The sequence below is a fragment of the Streptomyces sp. NPDC001604 genome (assembly GCF_042893475.1).
Classification (GTDB): Bacteria; Actinomycetota; Actinomycetes; order Streptomycetales; family Streptomycetaceae; genus Streptomyces.
The window spans coordinates 219,460-234,608 of record NZ_JBIAUY010000014.1; the positions used below are offsets into that span (position 1 = coordinate 219,460).

Consider the following 15,149-nt stretch of genomic DNA (forward strand, 5'->3'; position numbering starts at 1 on the left):
TGGCACCGGGCTGGCCCAAGACCGTCCCGGATCGTAGAAACTTATGAGGCACTACAGTCTCAAGTGGGTCGGAGTGTGACACGCCGGAGTGGCCTTGGGGAGGGGAGGCGCCGAGAAATTTCTCCGCTCCGTGACTCATTCAGTGCTGACCTCGGGAGACGTGGTCTTCATCGGTGGTCGAAAGTGTTGCTCCGTACTGCAAGCGGTAACTACACTCGCTCTAAAGTTTCTGCCGGAGGAGAGATGATGGACGAAACGTCGGAGCTGGGTACCGCGCGGTGCCCCGGGCCCAGCGTCCAGGACTACCTCGACCAGGACAGCCGCCCGGTCCCGCCCGCTCTGAGGTTCGAGCGGAACGACCCCCTCGGCAGCGAGGACATCGACACCGCCCGCTTCACCTCCCGCGAGTGGGCCGAACGTGAGATGCAGCAGGTCTGGCGGCGCGTCTGGCAGTTCGCCTGTCTGGAGAGCGAGATCCCCGAGGTCGGCGACCACGAGGTCTACGAGATCGGCGACGACTCGCTCATCGTCGTGCGTACGGCCCCCGACGAGATCCGGGCCTTTGTCAACGTGTGCCTGCACCGCGGACGCAAACTGCGCACCGGCGGCGGCAACGTGAGCGAGTTCCGCTGCTCCTTCCACGGCTTCGCCTGGAACCTCGACGGCACGATGCGGACCCCGCCCTGCGCCTGGGACTTCCCGCACGTCGCCCCGGAGAAGTTCGCCCTCCCCGAGGCCCGGGTGGCCACCTGGCGCGGCTTCGTCTTCATCAACATGGACCCGTACGCGGAGTCCTTCGACAGCTACCGCGGCACCTTCGACGACTACTACATCTGGCCGCTGGAGAACCGCTACAAGTCCCTGCACATCGCCAAGGTGCTGCCCTGCAACTGGAAGGTCGCCCAGGACGCGTTCATCGAGTCCTTCCATGTGATCGCCACCCACCCGCAGATGCTGACGTGGCTCGCCGACGCCAACTCGCAGTACGACGTGATGGCGGACCAGCCCAACTGGAACCGGATGATCAACATCCAGGGCGCGCCCAGCCCGCACGTCGCGGACTCCGTCACGGAGGAGGACGTCCTGGAGACCTTCTACGACTCACGCGCCTTCTACGCCGCCGCCCAGGGCCGTGACCTGGTACGGCAGGAGGGCGACGAACTGCCGGCGATCCCGCCCGGCGGCACCGCCCGCCAGGTCCTCGCGGAGCGGATGCGGGCGCAGCTGGCGGCCACCTCGGCACAGGACTTCTCGCAGACCCCGGACACGGAACTGCTGGACGCCATCAACTACTTGCTGTTCCCCAACTTCAACCCCTGGGGCGGCGCCAAGTCCAACATCATCTACCGGTTCCGGCCCAACGGCCTCGACCCCGACTCCTGCACCGCCGAGATCATCTTCATGTCCTCCCCGAAGCAGCCCGGCGAGATGCCGCCCCCGGCGAAGATCCGCTGGGTGCCCGAGGACATGCTCTTCGCCGACATCCCCGAACTCGGTGTGCTGGGGCCCGTCTTCGACCAGGACTGCGAGAACCTGCCCTACGTCCAGCAGGGCCTGAAGGCGATGCGCAAGCCGGGCATCACGCTCGCCAACTACCAGGAGAGCCGCATCCGCCACTTCAACCGGACGCTCGACCAGTGGATGGAGAAGTGACCCACCGGGTGTCGGTCCGGCCCCTGGGCGCCGACCTCGACGTACTCGACGGCGAGGACCTGTTCACCGCCGCAGCGCGGCTCGGCTACCGCTGGCCCACCGTCTGCGGCGGCAAGGGCACCTGCCGCACCTGCTTCGTCCAGGTGGAGGAGGGCGTGGAGAACTGTTCCCCCGTGGGCTCGCTGGAACGCGAGGGCATCGAGGCCCTGCGCAGGCCGGTGGACGGCCTGACCCGGCTCGCCTGCCGGCTCCTGGTCGAGGGCCCGGTGACCGTGACCAAGCGCGGCGTGCGCCGCCGAGTGCAGGAGTGAGGCCCCATGTCCAAGCAAGTGATCCACCCGCTGACCGGGCAGGTGTACCGGCTCACCGAGGACGGACTGGTCGAGGTGACCGACCCCAGGACCGGGGCGCGGGGCGTGTTCGACTTCCAGGCCCGGTGGCAGTCGGGCGAACTGCGCCACGCCGACCTCCAGATGGCCGGGTGGGTCGGCCGGCTCGCCCAGCGGCGCACGGCACCTGAGCAGGAGGGCTGAGGCCGTGTCCCCGCGCACCACCCGGGTGGTCTGCCTGAGGCGTCGGCCCGCGAAGGAACCGGTCCCCGGTGACTTCGCCGTCGAGGAACGCCCCCTGCCGCTCCTCCGCGAGGGACAGGTCCTCGTCCGCAACCTCTACATGAGCGTCGACCCGTCCATGCGCGGACGGCTGGAGACCACCGAGAAGCACTACACGCACAACTTCACCCCCGGCTCCCCGCTGGACGGGCGGGCCCTCGGCGTCGTGGAGGAGAGCCGCTGTCCCGCTGTTCCGCCGGGTGCCTTCGTACGTCACCAGCTGGGCTGGCGGGAGCGGGTCGTACTGAACGGGTCGGACACCGACGGGGCGGCGCGCATCGACCCGCGACTCGCCCCGCTGCCCACCTGGCTCGGGTTGCTCGGTCAGACCGGATTCACCGCGTACGTGGGCCTGACCCGGATCGCGGAGCTGCGCCCCGGCGACACCGTCCTCGTCTCGGCGGCGGCCGGCGCCGTCGGTACCGCCGCCGGCCAGTTCGCGCGGCTGCTGGGCGCGGACCGCGTCGTCGGAACCGCGGGCGGACCCGGCAAGTGCGCCTTGCTGGTCGAGGAGTTCGGCTACGACGCCGCCGCGGACTACCGTGCCGAGCCGGTGCGCGACGCGCTGGCCCGGATGGCACCCGAGGGCATCGACGTGTACTTCGACAACGTGGGCGGTGAGCAGCTCGCGGCGGCCCTGCACGCCCTGCGGACCGGTGGCAGGGTCGCCCTGTGCGGCATGATGTCGCAGTTCGGCGGCGAGCGGCGGACCGTGGACATCAACCATCTGGTCCAGGCGGTCCTCAAGCGGCTGACGCTGTCCGGTTTCATCGTCCGCGACCACGACGACCTGCGGCCGGAGTTCGAGCAGCGGGTCGCGGGCTGGCTCGCCGAGGGCCGGATCACCGCGCGCGAGACGGTCGTGGACGGCCTGGAGAACGCCCCGGGGGCGCTGCTGTCCCTGCTGGGCGGCGGCAACGTCGGCAAGATGCTCGTGCGGCTGGCCGACTGACGCATGAACGCCTGAAAAAACGGCGCCCCCCGGCGAGGGCGGCGCCGTTTCAACGCATGGGTTGTGACTCGGCGACCGTGTGCGCCGTCAGGGAGACCCCGACCCGGGTCAGCCCCGCCACGGCCGCGCGGAAGTCCTTCATGTGCGGGGTGGCGAAGTGCTCGTCGAGGGCCTGCCGGGAGGCCCAGTGCTCGAACACCCGGATGCGCCGCTCGTCGCCGGGGTCGGGGGTCATGGCGTAGTCCAGGCAGCCGGACTCCGCCTCGCGGGTCCGCCGGCCCAGTTCGGCGAGGGCCCTCAGCATGGTGACGCGGTCGCCGGGTGCGTAGTCCATCCAGCCCGCGACGATGACTTCCTCTGCCATGGCGTGTTCCCTTCGTGGTCATGGGTGTGGGCCCGCCGTCCCGTCAGGGGGAGCGGCGGGCCCACGCGTTCCTCAGAGGCCGAGTGCGCCCGGCACGCCGTCCACGGTGACCGTGCCCTTGTCGCCGTCCACCGTGATCACCATGCCGTCCCGCAGCCGCCGCGTCCCGTTCTCGACGGAGATCACGGCCGGGATGCCCAGTTCACGGCAGACCACCACGGCGTGGCTGTTGAGGGCGCCCACGTCCACGACGGCCGCTCCGGCGACCAGGAACAGCGGGGTCCAGGCCGCGTCCGTGATCGGCGCGACCAGCACCTCACCGGGCTCCAGCGCCTCGCACGAGGCCGGGTCGGTGACCACCCGCACCCTGCCGGTGTAGGTGCCGTGGCTGCCGCCCACGCCGCCGAGGACATCGCCCTCGACGGCCGCCGGGGTCCGTTCCTCGGCGCGCCGCGGCCAGGTGTCGACTTCCGTGTGCGCGTCGTCGGCGACGAAGAACGGCGGCTCCAGGTCGTACAGACCCGCGTACTCCTCGAGCCGCTGGGCGATCACCGGGCCGAAGGACTCCGGGGCGGCGACATAGTCGTCCAGTTCGGTGTCCAGCAGCATCATCACGTCCTCGGGCCGGGCGAACAGCCCCGCCTCGACGCCGCGGCGACCCAGCTCCCGTATCGCCATGCGGATCTCGTTGACGACGGTGACGCAGTTCGCCTTGGTGCGTTCACGCGCCGGGATCCACACCTGGGAGGCGTGCATGCCCGCGTCGAACAGGGGCTGCGTCTCCTCGGGCAGCGCGGCCCGGATCTCCCGTGCCGTCCGCTCGCGCCCTTCCGCCAGCCGCTGGTGGCGGGCGGCGGGGGAGGCGTCGTCGGGGCTGTGCCGGATCCGGTCGACCAGGGCCAGCGCCTGCACGGGCGCCGCCTCCCAGGACAGGGCGTGGATGTCCCACTCGTTCGGGCCGCGGTCGCCGGACTCCGCCAGGAACTCCTCGAAGGAGTCACGGAACGCCTTCACATCCCCGGTCGCGGTGTCGAGCGCCTGCTCCACCGCGGCCGGACCCCGGTCGAACAGGGCGCTGAGCTCGGCCGAGGCCGCCACCTGGCGGGACAGCGTCCACAGCCCGGTCGAGGGGGAAGCGGAGTCGACGTCGCCGAGACCGCCGATGAGGTCGAGCAGGGCGCCGGGGCGGTCCACGCCCGCGCACAGCGGGCCGAGGATCGCCGGCCCGACGGACGCGGGCAGCGACGACTCGACGTGCCGCTGGAAGGTCGTCTCCACCTCGTCCAGCAACGACCGCGCGTGGGCCACCAGTTCGGCCTCGGAAAGGCGGGTCAGGTCGGGGCGCGAGCGGCGCAGGGCACGCAGCCGTTCCCGGTCGGCGTCGGCCTCGGGGAAGCCGGTCTGGCCGAGCATCCGCTGAAGGGTGGCGCCCGCCTTGCCGGTCAGCTCCTCGTCCTGGTCGTCCGGGTGCGCCACGTACACCGGAGTGTCGGAGCGCTGGCCGACGAAGGCCGCGTCGATCTGGTCCGCCGTCTGGCCCATCCGGATGCCGAACAGCCGCATGTGGGACAGGTTGAGGTAGAAGTGGCCGCCGAACATGCCGACGAACGGCGGCCGGGGCCCGGCCACCTCCTCCTCGCGGTAGATACCGAACCCGACGAAGCCGCGCCGCCAGCCCTGCAGACCGCGCCCCCAGACCAGGGTCCAGCCCAGCGGGCTGGCCGGGTCCGGCAGGGTCTCGCCCGCGTTGGCCCGGGTGTAGTGCGGCAGCCGCTCACTGCGCTGCCAGTCCGTGATCCAGCTCTTCATGACCGAGGTCTCCCGCCCTTGGTGCCCGCCCCTACCACTGCGCCGTGCCGCCGTCGACGCTGATCAGCGCCCCCGTGATGCCCGCACCGGCGTCGCTCGCCAGCAGCGAGGCGACGGCCGAGATCTGCTCCACCGTGGTGATCTTCTTGGTGGCGGCGTGCTCGGCGAAGCGGCTGAGCCATTCCTCGTAACTGATGCCCTCGGCCTCGGCGGCGGCCGGTCCGGCGGCCCGCATCAGGTCGGTGTCGACGGCGCCGGGACAGATGGCGTTGCAGGTGATGCCCTGGGTGCCGTACTCGAAGGCGGTCGCCTTCGTCAGTCCGTGGATGGCGTGCTTGTTGGTGATGTAGTGGCTGATCGCCGGCTTGTTGGCCTGCTTGCCCTCCACCGAGGAGATGTTGATGATCCGGCCCCAGCCGCCCGCGAGCATCTTCGGCAGTGCCCGGCGCGTGCCGTAGAAGTAGGCGTTGAGGTTGAAGGCGAGGGCGTGGTTCCAGGCCTCGTCGCTGAGCTCGTGAACGGGGGCGAAGCCCTGGGTGCCGCCCGCGTTGTTGACCCAGATGTCGAGCCGGCCGAACCTCTCGGCGGCGAAGTCGGCGAGGGACTCGATGTCCTCCTGCCTGCTTGCGTCACAGGGGTGGAAGACGGCCCGGTCCCCGGCGTCCAGCTCCTCCAGGGCCTGCTTGCCCTTGATCTCGCTGCGGCCGCTGATGACGACCCTGGCGCCGTCGGCCAGGAAGGCCTCGGCGATGGCGCGGCCGATGCTGCGTGTGCTGCCCGTGATCACCGCGACACGACCGTCGAGGCTGCCCGTAGCCACCATGGTGTTCTCCTGCGCTTGTTGTGGGTCGGTCACCTGGCGGCTTCGTCCAGGTGCTGGTGAACGGTGCGGTGGAAGTGCTGGAGGCCGGGCTCGTTGCGCCCGAAGACGAAGTCGGTTCCCGCTGCGGCCAGGGCCTTGAGCCCCTGCTGGACTCCGTACGTCGTCGCGTAGTCCTCGTCGCGGACCACCTCGTGGAACCAGGCGCCGAACCGGTCGGCGGCCCGGCGTTCCTCCTCGGTGACCGCCGGTTCCCGCAGCAGGATGATCTGCTGGGTCACCGACTCGGTCGCCGTGCGGGGGAGCACCAGGGAGACGGCGATCTTCTGGCGCCAGCCGCCGGCGATCGCGAGCCCGGGGAAGAGCCAGTAGATGGGCCCGACACAGTCTCCGGGGTCACGCTCGTCCGGCGGCAGCTCGCTCGCCTGCGCGATGGGGCGCAGGGCGGGTGCGATGCGCTGGTGGGGGCCCCAGGTGTCGTGGGCCATCATGTTGGAGAGGTTCGTCTCGAACACCGTCTTCGGGTGCAGCGAGGCGAAGTGGTACGTCTCCAGATACCCGTCGAGGGTGACCTTCCAGTTGGGGCTGGTCAGCTCGCTGGTGGCGTAGTGATGGCACTCCGCCAGGCGGAGGCCCTCCAGCAGCGGCTGCAGATCGCCCAGCCAGTCGTCCAGGTCGGGCTCGGCCGCCGGGTCCAGTGAGACGAAGACGATTCCCGCCCGCTCCCCGGCCGGCAGCCGCACCAGGCCGCGTCCCTCGCGCGGTACCTCGCCGAAGGTCTTCTCCGCGTACACACCCCGCAGCTCACCGGCCAGGTCGTACGACCAGGAGTGGTAGGGGCAGGTGAGCCGCTTGGACACCCCGCACCCGGCTTCCAGGAGCCGGGCGCCCCGGTGCCGGCACGCGTTGATCATCGCGTGCACGGCGCCCTGCCGGTCACGCGTGATCAGCACCGGAACGCCGAGCACGTCGATCGCCTTGTACGTGTTCGGCCCGGGCAGCTCGCACGACATCGCGAGCGGCAGCGGGACACTCCGGTGGACGGCGTCCGTCTCGCGCTGCCAGCGGTCGGCGTCGAGGTAGTTGGCGACGGGTTCCGTCCACTGGCCGTCCGCCTCATGCGTCGTGTTGGCGCGGTAATGCGCCATCACCCGCTCGACGAGTTCGGCCGCCTCCCGCCGCATCGCCACGGACGCGGCGTCGGTGGACCGGTCCTGGCTGATCCACGACGAGTACTCGGGGGTGGAGGGGGCGGAGGCCGGTGACCTGCGCTCGGTCGCTGTTTCCCGAATCTCCGGTGAACTGGTCTGGACCACGATGTCCTCACAATCCTCCCAGCCGCGAGCCGGTGACCGGCTTCGGAACGCGACAGCTGGGCTGTGTCCGAAACTGCAACAGGACTTAGTGTGGTCTGTCAATAGAAAGTGTGGAAGTTGCCGCTCGGCGTCCCGTGGGGGTGCGTGTGATGGTCATGACGCGACCGTTCGAGGTGGGCGTGGTGGTGCGGGACCTCGGGCTGATGGAGCGCTTCTACTGCGACGTCATCGGCTGTCGCGCCGAGCGCCGCTCCCGTGTGCCGCAGTCCGTCGGGGGTCCGGCCGGGCTGGGCGGCGAGCTGACGGTCGCCTGGCTCCGGGTGCCTTCCGGAGGGCGCGTCAAGTTGATCCTGCCCCGGTCGGCGCCGGTGTCGTCGGGCGCGGCGCCCTGGTCCACCGGGCGGCCGGGACTGTCGTATCTCACCTTCCATGTCGACGACATGGACCCGGTCGTTGCGGCGCTGCGGGGCGCGGGCGCCCGGCCCCTGTCGGACCCGGTCGTCGTCCGCGCGGGTGGTCGCCGGATCAGCTTCTGGGCGGATCCGGAGGGCAACGTCGTGGAGTTGGTGGACGAGCGGGGCGACGAGCCGGGTCCGAGCCGTAGTAATTAGAGACGCTGTTCAGTAAGGTGCCTGCATGCCGGTTACTGTAGGCCGACACAAGTAACTCCGATTGCTTGGCAACCTCCCTCGGGCGAAGGGGCGGACGATGGCTCAACGAGCGTCAACGGCGTCGAAGAAATCCCCGCAGGTCAGTACCGCGGTCATCAGGGATCTGCACGAACGCATGGTGCGCATCCGGCTGTTCGAGACCGAGGCCGGAAAACTCATGGAGGCCGGCAAGCTGCCCGGCTTCCTGCATCTGTATGTCGGCCAGGAAGCCGTCGCCGCCGGCGTGATGACGGCCCTGCGCGACGACGACCAGATCACCTCCACCCACCGCGGCCACGGACACGCCGTGGCCAAGGGCGTCGGCTTCCGCGCGATGTACGCCGAGCTCTACGGCCGTGTCACCGGCGCCTGCCTCGGCCGCGGCGGGAGCATGCACATCAACGACCTCACCCGCGGCATGCTCGGCGCCAACGGCATCGTCGGCGCCGGCGTCCCGATCGCCGTGGGCGCCGCCTTCGCCGCCCGGTACAAGGGCGAGGACAGCGTCGCCGTGACCTTCTTCGGCGACGGCTCCACCAACATCGGCGCCTTCCACGAGGGCGCCAACATGGCCGCCGTCCTCGGCCTGCCCGTGGTCTTCGTCTGCGAGAACAACGGCTACGCCGAGTTCACCCCGCAGTCCGCCCACATGCTGCTCACCGACGTCGCCGACCGGGCCGCCGCCTACGGTATGCCCAGCGTGATCGTCGACGGCATGGACGCGGTCGCCGTCCACCGCGCCGCGACCGAAGCCGTCGCACGCGCCCGGTCCGGAGCGGGCCCCATGATGATCGAGGCCAAGACCTACCGCTACTTCGACCACCAGGGCGTCAAGGGCCTGCGCCACCCCTACCGCTCGGACGAGGAGGTCGCCGAGTGGAAGGCCCGCGACCCCATCGACCTGATCGAGACCCGGGCGATCGCCGACGGCACCGCCACCCGCGCGGAACTCGACGACGTATGGCAGCGCACACGCGACGAGATCGCCGAAGCCATCGCGTACGCCGAGGCGAGCCCGCTGCCCGACCCCGCCGACCTGCTGCTGAACGTCTACTCGGGATGACCGCCATGACCACCACCACCGAGGCGGCGGCCGTCGCCACGCGCAAGCTCACCTACGTCAAGGCCTTCAACGAGGGCCTCGCACAGGCCATGCGCGAGGACGAGAACGTCTTCGTCGCCGGGGAGGACGTGGCCGGATACGGCGGCGTGTTCCGCATGTTCGACAACCTGCTCGACGAGTTCGGCCCCCGCCGCATGATCGACACCCCGATCTCCGAAGCCGCCCTCGTCGGCCTCGGCGTGGGAGCCGCCGCCCGGGGTCTGCGCCCCGTCGTCGACCTGATGTTCATGGACTTCATCGGCGTCTGCCTCGACCAGGTCGTCAACCAGGCGGCGAAGATGAAGTACATGTTCGGCGGCGCGCTGTCCGTGCCGCTCACCATCACCACCGCCTCCGGAGCGGGCCTCGGTGCCGCGGCCCAGCACAGCCAGAGTCTGGAGGCGTGGCTCGCGCATGTGCCCGGCCTCAAGGTGGTGATGCCCTGCGACGCGTACACCGCCAAGGGCCTGACCGTCTCCGCCATCCGCGACGACAACCCCACCGTCGTCATGCTCAACAAGGTGCTGCTCGGCAGCACCGGCGAGGTGCCCGAGGAGATCTACGGCATCCCGCTGGGCCAGGCGCACACCGCGCGGCAGGGCTCCGACGTCACCGTGATCGCTCTCGGCCGCATGGTGGGGGAGGCCCTCGCGGCGGCCGACGAACTCGCCGCAGAGGGCGTCGAGATCGAGGTGATCGATCCGCGCACCGTGCAGCCGCTGGACACGGAGACGATGTTCGCCTCCGTCCGCCGCACCAACCGGGTCCTCGTGGTGCACGAGGCCGTCACCTTCGGCGGGCTCGGCGCGGAGATCGCCGCCCAGATCCAGGACGAGGTCTTCGACTACCTCGACGCGCCGGTCCTGCGCATCGGCGCCCCCTTCTCACCGGTGCCCTTCTCGCCGGTCCTGGAGAAGGCGTACGTGCCCGACCGTGCCCGCATCGCCCAGGGGTGCCGGCGCCTTCTCGAAAGGTCGTGACGACGTGGCGGTCGAGGTTCTGCTGCCGAAGATCGGCCTGACCATGCAGGAAGGCACGATCGACGAATGGCTGGTGCCCGTCGGCGCGGCCGTCGCCGAGGGCGACGCACTGCTGCGGCTGGCCACCGACAAGGTCGACGTGGACGTGGAGGCAGAGGCCGGGGGCCTGTTCCACCCGGTGGTCCCGGCGGGGGCCACCGTGCCGGCCGGCACCCTCATCGGCTGGCTGCTGGCCGAAGGCGAACAGCCACCGGGGGCGACGGGTGGGCCTGCGACCTCCGGGCCTGGGACCGTCAGGGACACGGACACGGACACGGACACGGACGCGGTGGCTGAGGCTGCAGCGGGCGGCGGTGTCGGCGCGGGCTCCCCGGCCGCCCTCGGCGGCACTGGTGCGGCATCCACTCCCGTCGGCACCAACGCCCGGCTCCTGTCCTCGCCGTACGCACGGCGGGTCGCCGCAGCCGTCGGCGTGGAGCTCACCGCCGTCCGTGGCACGGGGCCGGGCGGCCGGATCGTCTCCGAGGACGTGGAGGAGTTCTTCGCGGCCCTCCCCGACGACCCCGTCATACCGGTCCCGCAGGAGGCCACCCCTTCCTCCCCGCTGGTCCGCAAGCTGGCGAAGGAACGCGGCATCGACCTGTCCGAGGTGAACGGCACGGGGCCGGGCGGCCGGGTCCGCCGGTCTGATCTCGACGCGGCCACCGCTGCCCCCGTGCGCCGGAACGCCGCTCCTCAGCCCGGCGACGTCCTCCCCCTGACCGGGATGCGCGGCACCATCGCCCGCAGGATGCACGCCAGCCTCCAGGAGATGGCACAGCTGACGCACGGCTACGAGGTGCGGATGGACGCCGTGGTGTCCCTGCGGGAACGGCTCAAGCAGGAGTGGGCCGACGGTGAGCTGCCGGTGCCCAGCCTGGGCGACTTCGTGCTGAAGGCCGCGGCCCTGGCCCTGCGCGAGCACCCCCTGCTCAACGCGACGGTCCTGGACGACGGCATCCATCTGCTCGACGGCATCCACCTGGGCTTCGCGGTGGCCGTACCGGGCGGCCTCATGGTGCCCGTCATCGAGGACGCGGCGGTGCTGCCGCTGCATGAGATCGCCCGCCGGTCGAAGGAGCTGGCACAGGCCGCACGCGAGGGGCGGATCTCCCTCGCGCAGTTGGAGGGGGCGACCTTCACCGTCACCTCGCTCGGCGGATACGGCGTCGACTTCTTCACCCCGGTGATCAACCCCGGCAATGTCGGGATCCTCGGCGTGGGCAGGCTCAGGGACGGTGTCGAGTGGGTGGACGACCGGCCGCTGCGGACCCGGGTGCTCACCCTGAGCCTCACCTTCGACCACCGTGCCGTCGACGGCGCACCCGCCGCCGAGTATCTGCGCACGGTGGGCGAGCTGCTGAGCAAGCCCCTCCGTCTGCTGGTGTGACCCGAGGCCTACCGGGCCGGGTCGGCGATCCGCTCCGCGAGATCGCCGACCTCGCGGACGAACGAGCGGTGGCCCAGCGACCGGTAGACGTCGTCGCCCCGGACCTGCGAGGTGGCTGCGGTTTCCAGCAGCGCCAGCAGGCCCAGGCCGTTCACCGCCGCCTCGGCGTCGGAGACGGACGCGCGGGCCTTGCGGACCAGCCGCACCAGCTCCTCCAGCAACTGCGTACGGCTCTCCTGGCGCAGCGCCTCCGCCTCCTGGCTCATTCCGGCCGACGACACGAAGAACACGGTGGCGGCGGACCGGTTCTCGGCCATCCACGCCAGCAGGGCGGTGATCGCCGCTCCGGTGTGCGAGCCGGGCTCGTGGGCCTCCGTGATCGCCTGCAACTGCTCGCGCAGCGCCGCGGCGAACGCCCGCATGGCCTCGGCCAGGACCTGGTCCTTGGAGGAGAAGTGGTAGTACACCGCGGCCGAGGTCATCTCCGCGCGAGAGGCGATGTCGGCCACCGTCACCTCGTCCGGCGGCTGGGTGGCGAACAACTCGGTGGCCGCCTCGATCACCCACTGCTTGCGCGAGGGACGGTGAGCTGCGCGGGTTCCGGATGTCGTCATGGTGTCAAGTATGCCGGGACCTGACTGCGTCGGAGGCCAGCGTGCAGCAGGAATCAGGCGATCGGAGGGTGGGAGTTACTGGATACAATGGTCAGTACCAGCGATCATGGGTGCGGACCGACGGCAGCGGGCAGGGAGCAGGATGGCCACCACGAAGAACGGCAAGCAGCCCGCCCACCGGCCCTCTCGCCGACAGCACATCATCGGCGCCGCCGTGCGGGTCTTCGGCCGTAACGGGTTCGCGGAGACGAGCATCCAGGACATCGCGGACGAGGCCGAGGTCGTCCCCACGGCCGTCTACTACCACTTCGACGGCAAGGAGGAACTGCTCGAACTCGCCATGCGCCGGGTCTTCGACCAGCTGAACGCGGTCGTGGAGGCGGCCCGGCCGGAATCCGAGCCGGGTGACGCCGAGGGCCTGGTCCGCGTCATCGACGCCGTTTGGGAGTGGGTGGAGAAGAACCCCGACGAGGCCCGGCTCTACCAGGTGCAGGTCGCCTCCGCCAACGGCAGCGTGAAGGTCCTGCGGGACGAGTTCGAGCAGCGCCACATCCAGCGTGGCTACGACTACCTGCCCGAGGGCAGCACGCGCAGCCCTCGCGCGGCGAAGGCCCGGCACGCGGGCCAGGCGCTCGCCGTCCGCACGCTGATCAGTACGACGATGCTGGTCACCGCGTTGCGGGCGGAGGGAGGACCGCTGTCCCGGCTGCCCTCCCGGGCCGTGCTGCAGGCGGTCAGGGAGCTGGCGCTGCGCATCGTGGCCGCCGAGGAGACACCGGCGGGGCAGCAGAGGCCGGCCAAGAAGGCCACGTCACGGACCTGAGAGGGCCCACCAGGACAGTGACGTGCGGCCGGCGAACAGCCCCCGTCGTCGCGTCGCGCCGGGAAAGGGCGACCCCAGGTCGTGAACGTCACCAGCTCCTGCGGCTCACTGGGGCCGTAGATCCCCGTCCACGGACACACCCGCGTTGTTCACCGGCACGTCGATCCCGCCGGTCGGCTCCCGTGCTCCTGGACCGCCGCGACAACGCTTTTCGCGCAGGTCACGTCCAGGACCAGGGGCAGGGCCCGCGGGCCGACGGTGCGGCACGCCTCCTCGGCGGCCGCCCTCTCACGCGCCCCGACCAGGACCCGCAGCGCCCGGTCCGCGAGCTGCCGGCCGATCTCCGGGCCGAGGCCATGTGCGCCGCCGGTTCCCCAGGGCGGCTCTGGCACCGCGCCGCAAGGCTCGCTCGCCGCCTCTCACACCGTCAGAACCGAGCAGGCGCTGATCCCGGGCGCGCCGTACACATGGGTGAAGCCCACCCGGGGAGCGCCCGGCACCTGCGCGCCGGGTGCCCGGCCCTGCAACTGCCGTACGACCTCGTGGAACTGCCGCAGTCCCGAGGCGCCGACGGGCTCCCCGCCGGCCAGACAACCGCCGTCGGTGTTGACCGGGATCCGGCCCGCGGGATCGGTGGCCCCGGCGGCCAGCAGCTCCTCCTGCTCGCCGTGGCCGCACAGTCCGGTCTCCGCGAGGTGGACCAGCTCCGAGCCGCTGTCCGTGTCCTGAAGCTGCGCGACCTGAACGTCCGCGGGCCGTACGCCCGCCGTGCGGAAGGCCGCCTCGGCGGCGTCGACGCTGGGGCTGCGGTGCGGGCCCGGCGGCAGCCAGGGGGAGAACACCTCGAACGAACCGAACCGCCGCGTCCGGAAGGCCAACGAGGCCAGCCTGACCGGCTGTTCGCACAGGTCGAACGCTCGGTCGCCGAGCGCGAGGACCAGGGCCGCCGCGCCCTGTCCGGGCGAACAGAACATGTACTGGGTGAGTGGAGGGCTGACCTCGGCGGAGTCCAGGATCTCCTGCACCGTCAGCGGTTTGCGGCGCCATGCCAGGGGGTGCTGGGCGCCGTTGCGGAAGGCCCGCTCGGCCACCATCGCCAGCGCCCGCTCGGACATCCCGTGCTCGTACAGGTACCGCTGGGTCTTGAGCGCGAAGAACTGGGTGGTCAGCATCATGCCGGTCTCGGCGTACCAGTCGCCGAGGCCGTAGCGGGCTGCGGAGACATGGAACGCGCCCCGTTCGTGCTTGTCGAAGCCCACCGCCAGTCCCAGGGAGGCCTCGCCCGCGCGCAACGCGTTGGCCACCGCGAGGACCGTGGAGGCACCGGTCGCGCAGCCGTTCTGCACGTTGACGAAGGGCACTCCGGTCAGACCCAGACGGCCCACCAGGGTGTCGGGCTTGCCGGACACGTCGGAGCCGCCGGCCGCATAGCCGATGTCCTCCCAGGCGACACCCGCGTCGGCCAGCGCCGCGCGCACCGCCCGCTCGGCCATGTCCATACCGGTGACGCTCTCGTCGCGGCCGAAGGGATGCATCCCGCATCCGACCACGTACACGTCGTCGGGCCGGTTCACAGCTCTCCGTCCCGCTCCGGACGGAACGCGAACGTGACGACCTCGGTCCCGTCGTCGTGCCGGTACGCGGGCACCAGGGTGAGCCGGACCGGCAGACCGATACGGATCTCCTCGCGGGGCACCGCCAGCCGCGCCTCGACCAGCACCTCGCCGAGGTCCACGTAGCCCACGTGGTACGGCCGGTAGCCCTCGGCCGGCGGCCGGTACGGCGGTTTCGGCGGGAACGCCTGGAGCGTCCACGACCACACCTGCCCCCTGACGGGCAGCACCTGCTTCGACATCACCCCCTCCGCGCACCTGGGGCACGAGTCCTGCCGGGGGAAGACGACGGTGTGGCACGCGGAGCAGCGGGCGCCCACAAGACGCGGCGCGTCCCCGTCGTCGTGCTCACGGTCGTCCGGGTTCTCGAACAGTGACTCGTCGATGAGCCTGGTGGTCATGTTCCCGCCCTC

At 71.1% G+C, this 15,149-nt stretch carries 17 protein-coding genes; 9 read left to right on the forward strand and 8 right to left on the reverse strand.

The window, feature by feature from the left end:
- The first annotated feature begins 246 nt into the window (after positions 1-246).
- From ACFY1E_RS32405 to ACFY1E_RS32420, 4 genes are read left to right on the forward strand one after another with little or no spacing between them, the layout of a single operon-like run.
- Positions 247-1,653 (forward strand): SRPBCC family protein, encoded by a 1,407-nt coding sequence (locus ACFY1E_RS32405; RefSeq protein WP_389082142.1) that lies wholly within the window; start codon positions 247-249, stop codon positions 1,651-1,653.
- On the forward strand, positions 1,638-1,964 hold the full coding sequence (locus ACFY1E_RS32410) for a 2Fe-2S iron-sulfur cluster-binding protein (protein ID WP_389082144.1): 327 nt from the start codon (positions 1,638-1,640) through the stop codon (positions 1,962-1,964). Before ACFY1E_RS32405 ends, ACFY1E_RS32410 begins: the two co-directional genes overlap by 16 nt.
- A gap of 6 nt (positions 1,965-1,970) precedes the next feature.
- Entirely contained in the window at positions 1,971-2,186 is a 216-nt protein-coding gene (locus tag ACFY1E_RS32415) for a transposase (protein ID WP_389082147.1), read from the forward strand.
- A gap of 4 nt (positions 2,187-2,190) precedes the next feature.
- Positions 2,191-3,216 (forward strand): NADP-dependent oxidoreductase, encoded by a 1,026-nt coding sequence (locus ACFY1E_RS32420; RefSeq protein ID WP_389082150.1) that lies wholly within the window; start codon positions 2,191-2,193, stop codon positions 3,214-3,216.
- Positions 3,217-3,265: 49 nt separating this feature from the next.
- Here the strand turns inward: ACFY1E_RS32420 and ACFY1E_RS32425 are convergent, their stop codons facing one another.
- The 4 genes from ACFY1E_RS32425 to ACFY1E_RS32440 all read right to left on the reverse strand — a co-directional run bounded on the left by ACFY1E_RS32425 (position 3,266) and on the right by ACFY1E_RS32440 (position 7,525).
- Complete coding sequence (locus ACFY1E_RS32425) at positions 3,266-3,580, reverse strand: putative quinol monooxygenase (RefSeq protein ID WP_389082152.1); 315 nt, start codon at positions 3,578-3,580, stop codon at positions 3,266-3,268.
- Positions 3,581-3,652: 72 nt separating this feature from the next.
- Positions 3,653-5,389, reverse strand: coding sequence for a PEP-utilizing enzyme (locus ACFY1E_RS32430; protein ID WP_389082155.1), 1,737 nt, complete (start codon positions 5,387-5,389; stop codon positions 3,653-3,655).
- A gap of 31 nt (positions 5,390-5,420) precedes the next feature.
- Positions 5,421-6,212, reverse strand: coding sequence for an SDR family NAD(P)-dependent oxidoreductase (locus tag ACFY1E_RS32435; RefSeq protein WP_389082157.1), 792 nt, complete (start codon positions 6,210-6,212; stop codon positions 5,421-5,423).
- Positions 6,213-6,241: 29 nt separating this feature from the next.
- Positions 6,242-7,525, reverse strand: coding sequence for an aromatic ring-hydroxylating dioxygenase subunit alpha (locus tag ACFY1E_RS32440; RefSeq protein WP_389082160.1), 1,284 nt, complete (start codon positions 7,523-7,525; stop codon positions 6,242-6,244).
- Between the two features lie 155 nt (positions 7,526-7,680).
- On the opposite strand from ACFY1E_RS32440, the gene ACFY1E_RS32445 reads away from it, so the two are divergent.
- The 4 genes from ACFY1E_RS32445 to ACFY1E_RS32460 all read left to right on the forward strand — a co-directional run bounded on the left by ACFY1E_RS32445 (position 7,681) and on the right by ACFY1E_RS32460 (position 11,686).
- The gene (locus ACFY1E_RS32445; RefSeq protein ID WP_389082162.1) at positions 7,681-8,136 is read left to right on the forward strand and encodes a VOC family protein; all 456 of its coding nucleotides are present in this window, start codon (positions 7,681-7,683) and stop codon (positions 8,134-8,136) included.
- Positions 8,137-8,233: 97 nt separating this feature from the next.
- Complete coding sequence (locus ACFY1E_RS32450; RefSeq protein ID WP_389082164.1) at positions 8,234-9,238, forward strand: thiamine pyrophosphate-dependent dehydrogenase E1 component subunit alpha; 1,005 nt, start codon at positions 8,234-8,236, stop codon at positions 9,236-9,238.
- A gap of 5 nt (positions 9,239-9,243) precedes the next feature.
- Positions 9,244-10,257 carry an alpha-ketoacid dehydrogenase subunit beta gene (locus ACFY1E_RS32455; RefSeq protein ID WP_389082167.1) on the forward strand — a complete coding sequence of 338 codons (1,014 nt, stop codon included), beginning with the start codon at positions 9,244-9,246 and terminating at the stop codon, positions 10,255-10,257.
- A gap of 4 nt (positions 10,258-10,261) precedes the next feature.
- On the forward strand, positions 10,262-11,686 hold the full coding sequence (locus ACFY1E_RS32460) for a 2-oxo acid dehydrogenase subunit E2 (protein WP_389082169.1): 1,425 nt from the start codon (positions 10,262-10,264) through the stop codon (positions 11,684-11,686).
- A gap of 8 nt (positions 11,687-11,694) precedes the next feature.
- On the opposite strand, the gene ACFY1E_RS32465 is transcribed toward ACFY1E_RS32460, so the two are convergent.
- The gene (locus ACFY1E_RS32465) at positions 11,695-12,300 is read right to left on the reverse strand and encodes a TetR/AcrR family transcriptional regulator (protein ID WP_389082171.1); all 606 of its coding nucleotides are present in this window, start codon (positions 12,298-12,300) and stop codon (positions 11,695-11,697) included.
- A 142-nt stretch (positions 12,301-12,442) separates the two neighbouring features.
- Here ACFY1E_RS32465 and ACFY1E_RS32470 point away from each other — a divergent pair, with 142 nt between their 5' ends.
- Positions 12,443-13,123, forward strand: a complete 681-nt coding sequence (locus ACFY1E_RS32470) for a TetR/AcrR family transcriptional regulator (RefSeq protein ID WP_389082174.1) — start codon at positions 12,443-12,445, stop codon at positions 13,121-13,123.
- 149 nt (positions 13,124-13,272) lie between these two features.
- Here the strand turns inward: ACFY1E_RS32470 and ACFY1E_RS32475 are convergent, their stop codons facing one another.
- The 3 genes from ACFY1E_RS32475 to ACFY1E_RS32485 are packed head-to-tail and all read right to left on the reverse strand — an operon-like array spanning position 13,273 to position 15,137.
- Complete coding sequence (locus tag ACFY1E_RS32475; protein WP_389082176.1) at positions 13,273-13,515, reverse strand: hypothetical protein; 243 nt, start codon at positions 13,513-13,515, stop codon at positions 13,273-13,275.
- Positions 13,516-13,542: 27 nt separating this feature from the next.
- The gene (locus tag ACFY1E_RS32480) at positions 13,543-14,697 is read right to left on the reverse strand and encodes a thiolase family protein (protein ID WP_389082178.1); all 1,155 of its coding nucleotides are present in this window, start codon (positions 14,695-14,697) and stop codon (positions 13,543-13,545) included.
- The gene (locus ACFY1E_RS32485; protein WP_389082181.1) at positions 14,694-15,137 is read right to left on the reverse strand and encodes a Zn-ribbon domain-containing OB-fold protein; all 444 of its coding nucleotides are present in this window, start codon (positions 15,135-15,137) and stop codon (positions 14,694-14,696) included. The genes ACFY1E_RS32480 and ACFY1E_RS32485 overlap by 4 nt, the downstream gene beginning before the upstream one ends.
- Between the last annotated feature and the right edge of the window lie 12 nt (positions 15,138-15,149).

Excerpts from the sequence above, each read along its gene's own strand:
- ACFY1E_RS32455 (WP_389082167.1), top strand. The coding sequence starts at position 9,244 with ATGACCACCACCACCGAGGCGGCGGCCGTCGCCACGCGCAAGCTCACC.
- ACFY1E_RS32425 (WP_389082152.1), bottom strand. The coding sequence starts at position 3,580 with ATGGCAGAGGAAGTCATCGTCGCGGGCTGGATGGACTACGCACCCGGC.
- ACFY1E_RS32435 (WP_389082157.1), bottom strand. The coding sequence starts at position 6,212 with ATGGTGGCTACGGGCAGCCTCGACGGTCGTGTCGCGGTGATCACGGGC.
- ACFY1E_RS32415 (WP_389082147.1), top strand. The coding sequence starts at position 1,971 with ATGTCCAAGCAAGTGATCCACCCGCTGACCGGGCAGGTGTACCGGCTC.
- ACFY1E_RS32485 (WP_389082181.1), bottom strand. The coding sequence starts at position 15,137 with ATGACCACCAGGCTCATCGACGAGTCACTGTTCGAGAACCCGGACGAC.
- ACFY1E_RS32445 (WP_389082162.1), top strand. The coding sequence starts at position 7,681 with ATGACGCGACCGTTCGAGGTGGGCGTGGTGGTGCGGGACCTCGGGCTG.
- ACFY1E_RS32470 (WP_389082174.1), top strand. The coding sequence starts at position 12,443 with ATGGCCACCACGAAGAACGGCAAGCAGCCCGCCCACCGGCCCTCTCGC.
- ACFY1E_RS32405 (WP_389082142.1), top strand. The coding sequence starts at position 247 with ATGGACGAAACGTCGGAGCTGGGTACCGCGCGGTGCCCCGGGCCCAGC.
- ACFY1E_RS32465 (WP_389082171.1), bottom strand. The coding sequence starts at position 12,300 with ATGACGACATCCGGAACCCGCGCAGCTCACCGTCCCTCGCGCAAGCAG.
- ACFY1E_RS32430 (WP_389082155.1), bottom strand. The coding sequence starts at position 5,389 with ATGAAGAGCTGGATCACGGACTGGCAGCGCAGTGAGCGGCTGCCGCAC.
- ACFY1E_RS32450 (WP_389082164.1), top strand. The coding sequence starts at position 8,234 with ATGGCTCAACGAGCGTCAACGGCGTCGAAGAAATCCCCGCAGGTCAGT.